This is a genomic window from Nitrosospira multiformis (genome assembly GCF_900110185.1).
In the GTDB taxonomy this organism is placed as follows: domain Bacteria; phylum Pseudomonadota; class Gammaproteobacteria; order Burkholderiales; family Nitrosomonadaceae; genus Nitrosospira; species Nitrosospira multiformis_A.
On the sequence record NZ_FOCT01000032.1, the window covers coordinates 1 to 4,340 of the forward strand.

4 protein-coding genes and 1 pseudogene are annotated in these 4,340 nt (G+C 51.6%); 2 read left to right on the forward strand and 3 right to left on the reverse strand.

All coding sequences use genetic code 11. From position 1 onward, the window contains the following. Positions 1-103: 103 nt before the first annotated feature. Together BMY01_RS16720 and BMY01_RS16725 are read right to left on the reverse strand one after the other, a co-directional pair. Positions 104-429, reverse strand: a pseudogene (locus BMY01_RS16720) (transposase); the annotation flags it as partial. A 38-nt stretch (positions 430-467) separates the two neighbouring features. Next, complete coding sequence (locus BMY01_RS16725; RefSeq protein WP_074749245.1) at positions 468-941, reverse strand: nuclear transport factor 2 family protein; 474 nt, start codon at positions 939-941, stop codon at positions 468-470. A gap of 415 nt (positions 942-1,356) precedes the next feature. On the opposite strand from BMY01_RS16725, the gene BMY01_RS16730 reads away from it, so the two are divergent. Then, the gene (locus BMY01_RS16730) at positions 1,357-1,911 is read left to right on the forward strand and encodes a recombinase family protein (RefSeq protein ID WP_139176977.1); all 555 of its coding nucleotides are present in this window, start codon (positions 1,357-1,359) and stop codon (positions 1,909-1,911) included. Positions 1,912-1,941: 30 nt separating this feature from the next. On the opposite strand, the gene BMY01_RS17180 is transcribed toward BMY01_RS16730, so the two are convergent. Next, positions 1,942-2,696 (reverse strand): IS5 family transposase gene (locus tag BMY01_RS17180; RefSeq protein ID WP_254772811.1). Its coding sequence is split into 2 segments (ribosomal slippage): positions 1,942-2,376 and positions 2,379-2,696, totalling 753 coding nucleotides; the frame shifts between segments, so codons are not numbered across the junction. Positions 2,697-2,898: 202 nt separating this feature from the next. Between BMY01_RS17180 and BMY01_RS16745 the strand changes: the two genes are divergently transcribed. Next, the gene (locus BMY01_RS16745) at positions 2,899-4,059 is read left to right on the forward strand and encodes an HAF repeat-containing PEP-CTERM protein (protein WP_074749244.1); all 1,161 of its coding nucleotides are present in this window, start codon (positions 2,899-2,901) and stop codon (positions 4,057-4,059) included. Positions 4,060-4,340 lie beyond the last annotated feature (281 nt).

Here is a 4,340-nt window from a genome sequence, read left to right on the forward strand (position 1 = left end):
CGCTTTCACAAGATCTGGATCTAAGGGTGGAATTGAACCGCTACGACCAAAATAATGAGGGAATATTATCATTCAATTATTTCTTCTAGGGTCTGTTGACGTTTCACATTGGTAGCCAGAGGATCATGCAGGCCATGGCTACTACACTCTCGTAATTTCTCTTCAGCTTGTCGAATCGTTATGCTACGGTCCGATAATGCTTCAAACGGGCAAAGGGGTTTTCCACCAGATGCCGATACCGATACAATTCCCTATCCAAATACGATTGCCTTTGACTGAATTACGCTTCCGGGGGATGACCGGCCTTGCCCCTTGCGACTCGATGGTTTCGCGGATTCGCTCGCTGTCATAGCCCTTGTCCGCGATCGTTTCCACCTGCGGGAGTCTGGCGATCAGTTCCGGTGCGACCGTGCAGTCATTGACTTGCCCTGGGAATAAAAACGGAAACGGTATTACGCCCATAATATTTAGAACATAGTATTTTTATTAGCAGCCGTCTCAGGCACAGCCTGGATGACATCCCAGTGCTCAACAATTTTTCCGTTCTTAACGCGGAAAATATCAATGATAGCCTGCCCGCGATCATTGGCTCCGTTGGTGGCATGAACATGCAGCCAGACCAGATCGCCGTCGGCAGCACTGCGGATTATGCGCGATTTGGCCTCAGGATTTTTAGGGAAAAAGCCTGTGAAAAACGACACAAAAGCAGCCTTTCCATCAGGCACTTTAGGGTTGTGCTGGATATAATTATCGGCCATGACTTTAACGGCCTCTTCTACCTTATGCTCGTTAAAGTTCAGGTTATAGAATTTTACGACAAGCTTACGGTTAGCTTCTTCAACCGCAAGGTCGCGTTCTGAAGTTTGTGCAAAGGAATAGGTCGAAGTGAGGGCAGCCAACAGCAAAGCCGCCAAAGCCAGATAGTTTTGTTTCAGTTTCATGTTCATTCCTCTCTCTCAGTAGCCATCCGTAAAGCGCTTAGGAAGGGTGGAGTTGATAACCAGGTCTCATCCCCATGCCATCAGGACCAGTGATGAAGGCTCCTTCATGTGAAAACTAGATCATGAATACGGATTGTCAAGGTAAGTGACTCATTGAAATGGTAGCGGCGGTACGATGGGTAAAGCGGAAGCAGAACAATGCTCACTCACTTTCTCCCGCGGTCGCTGCTTAAAGGTAGAGGTAAAGTTACCGTTACAAGCCTTCCAAGTGTCCTTCTGGGGTACACCCCATCCTGACAAATCTGCCTGACACTTTTCCCCCTGTTTTGTCAAGATAGGCTTTCAATTATTATTAATTGACAAGTCTTGGCGAGAGCTACAGACTCTATCCTGACAATTTATGGAGGAGAGGGTAGTGGCCAGCCAAAGAATCGGATACGTACGGGTGAGTTCGCTGGATCGAAATCCTGAACGTCAACTCGATGGTATTGCGCTAGACAAGGTATTTACCGACAAGGCATCGGCCAAGGATACAAACAGGCCCCAACTCCTGGCCGCACTCAATCACGTGCGTGCGGGGGATGCGCTTGTAGTCCATTCCATGGACAGGCTGGCGCGTAACGTCGAGAACATGCTGAGACTTGTGAGAGAGATGAACGACCGAGGTGTATCAGTTCAATTCGTCAAAGAGAATATGAGCTTTACCGCTGGTAGTGATGATCCGCGTTCTACGTTGATGTTTACCATGCTCAGCGCATTCGCTCAGTTTGAGCGCTCGCTCATCAAGGAGCGACAGCGGGAAGGGATAACGCTGGCAAAGGCCAAAGGAGTCTACAAGGGCAGGAAGCCGGCCCTCGATGCAGAGAGGATTGCCCAGTTGCGAGAGCAGGCAGCTACAGGGGCAAACCGGACAAAGCTGGCGAAGGAGTTTGGGATAAGCCGCGAAACGCTTTATCAATACATCCGATAGGAAGAAAGATCAGGCTAGGCTCAGGACTCATTAATTGAGATAGAAGATGACGGTTGCGGCAATGCAGATGGCTGAAAAGAAGGTATGGGCGCAGCGCGTGGCGATCCTGCGCCAGTCCTTGAGCCGCCCGAACATGTTCTCGATCCTGTGCCTTTGCCTGTAGAGGGTGTTGTCGTATTCGACCTGGATTTTGCGATTCCTTTTTGTCGGTATGCAGGACGTTATGCCTTTGGCACGCAACGCTGCCCGGAACCAGGCAGCGTCATAGCCGCCGTCTGCAATCAGGGTTTTGGCTTTGAGCAATGACGGCAGCAGCATGCGTGCTCCCTTGTAATCGCTCATCTGCCCTTCGGACAGGAGCATGGCAACAGGCTTGCCCTGACCCTCGCAGACCACATGAAGCTTTGAGTTCAGGCCGCCCTTCGTGCGACCGATACGGCGGGGAACATCCCCTTTTTTAGCAGTAGCAGGCTGGCTGCCGTGCGGTGGGCCTTCAGATGCGTGGCGTCGATCATCAGCCTCTCGGGCGTTTCCTCTTTACCCGCCAGTTCCGCAAAGATGCGGTTGAACATGCCCAGTCGGCTCCAGCGCACGAAACGGTTATACAGCGTCTTGTGCGGCCCGTATTCCCGCGGGGCATCCTTCCATTGCAGGCCATTCCGAATGACGTAGATGATCCCGCTGATCACCCGCAAATCGTCAACACGGGCAACCCCGTGGGACAAGGGAAAATAAGACTTTATACGGTTGAACTGTGTTTCCGACAGGTAAAACAAATCCCTCATGGCAGCACCTCCACCATAAGTGAATCACAACCAGCGTCGTGCGTGAAGCCTCAAATTAATAGGTCCTGAGCCTAGTTGTGAGGAGGAAGTTTCAAAATCAGAACCAAAAACCAAAGATCGAGAGAAGCTGCTTTGACAGCATGAGCTCCATTATCTACATTGAAGCAATGGATTACCAAACATCGCCTTGCCGGAGAATGCCATGACACTACTCAGCCCTTCCTTCAAAGTTCGTCATCTTATCCTGGCCGTAGCCTTAATTACCGGCCCTGGTTTTGTCAATCATGCAAACGCCCAGATAGCAGCCCTCCTTGTTGACCTTGACAGCAGGACGGCAATTGACCTGGGTACTTTGGGCGGGGACTGGAGCTATGTCTCCGGTATCAACGATGCCGGACAGGTGGTGGGAAACTCTTACACGGCTGATGGTAATGATAATTACCATGCCTTCATCACCGGTCCTGATGGGGTGGGGATGAGGGACCTGGGCACTTTGGGCGGGAGGTGGAGCGAGGCCTACGGCATCAACGATGCCGGACAGGTGGTGGGAAACTCTTACACGGCTGATGGTAATGATAATTACCATGCCTTCATTACTGGTCCTGACGGGGTAGGGATGAGGGACCTGGGCACTTTGGGTGGCACTTACAGCATTGCTCGCGACATCAACGATGCCGGACAGGTGGTGGGAGGCTCCTACACGGCTAATAGTGGTGAGCATGCCTTCATCACCGGTCCTGACGGGGTGGGGATGAGGGACCTGGGCAGTTTGGGCGGGGGCTGGAGCTATGCTAACGGCATCAACGATGGTGGACAGGTGGTGGGAGGCTCTATTAGGGCTGATAGTAATTCCCATGCCTTCATCACTGGTCCTGACGGGGTGGGAATGAGAGACCTGGGCGCTTTGGGTGGGGGCTGGAGCTATGCTCGCGACATCAACGACGCGGGACAGGTGGTTGGATACTCTTTCACGGCTGAAGGTAATTCCCATGCCTTCATCACCGGTCCTGATGGGATGGGAATGAGAGACCTGAGCACTTTGGGCGGGAGCTGGAGCAATGCCTTGGGCATCAACGATGCGGGACAGGTGGTTGGAGACTCTCTCACGGGTGAAGGTAATTCCCATGCCTTCATCACCGGTCCTGATGGTGAAGGAATGATGGACCTTAATTCGTTGGTTGACCTCCCCCAGGGGGTGATTCTATCCCAGGCAGTGGATATCAATAACAATGGACAAGTGATCGCCATGGGAGTCATGGGAGTTATTCCCGAACCTGAAGCCTATGCCTTGATGCTCGCAGGCTTGGGATTGGTCGGGTTTATGGCGAGACGAAAGAAGATGGAAAATTTAAAACGTTATTGAGCTCTCATCTCTTGCTCTGCAATATTGCCCTTTTGGGGCGAGTCGATAAGTAGTATAAAGGCTTCCTTTCGCTACACCTTTACATCCTGCCCTTTCAACTTTTTCAATATTTCCTCTTTCAACAAGATAGCTTTCAATGTATCTCGTGTCGTCGCAGTAGCGCAGATACTTTAGGTTGTGGAATCCCCATCCCGGGACGCAATCCGCTACTTGGGCAGTCCACAGCACATCTTCCAGTCTTTCCAAAGGCACAAGGGCAAGCGATTAATAGACCTGCCAGT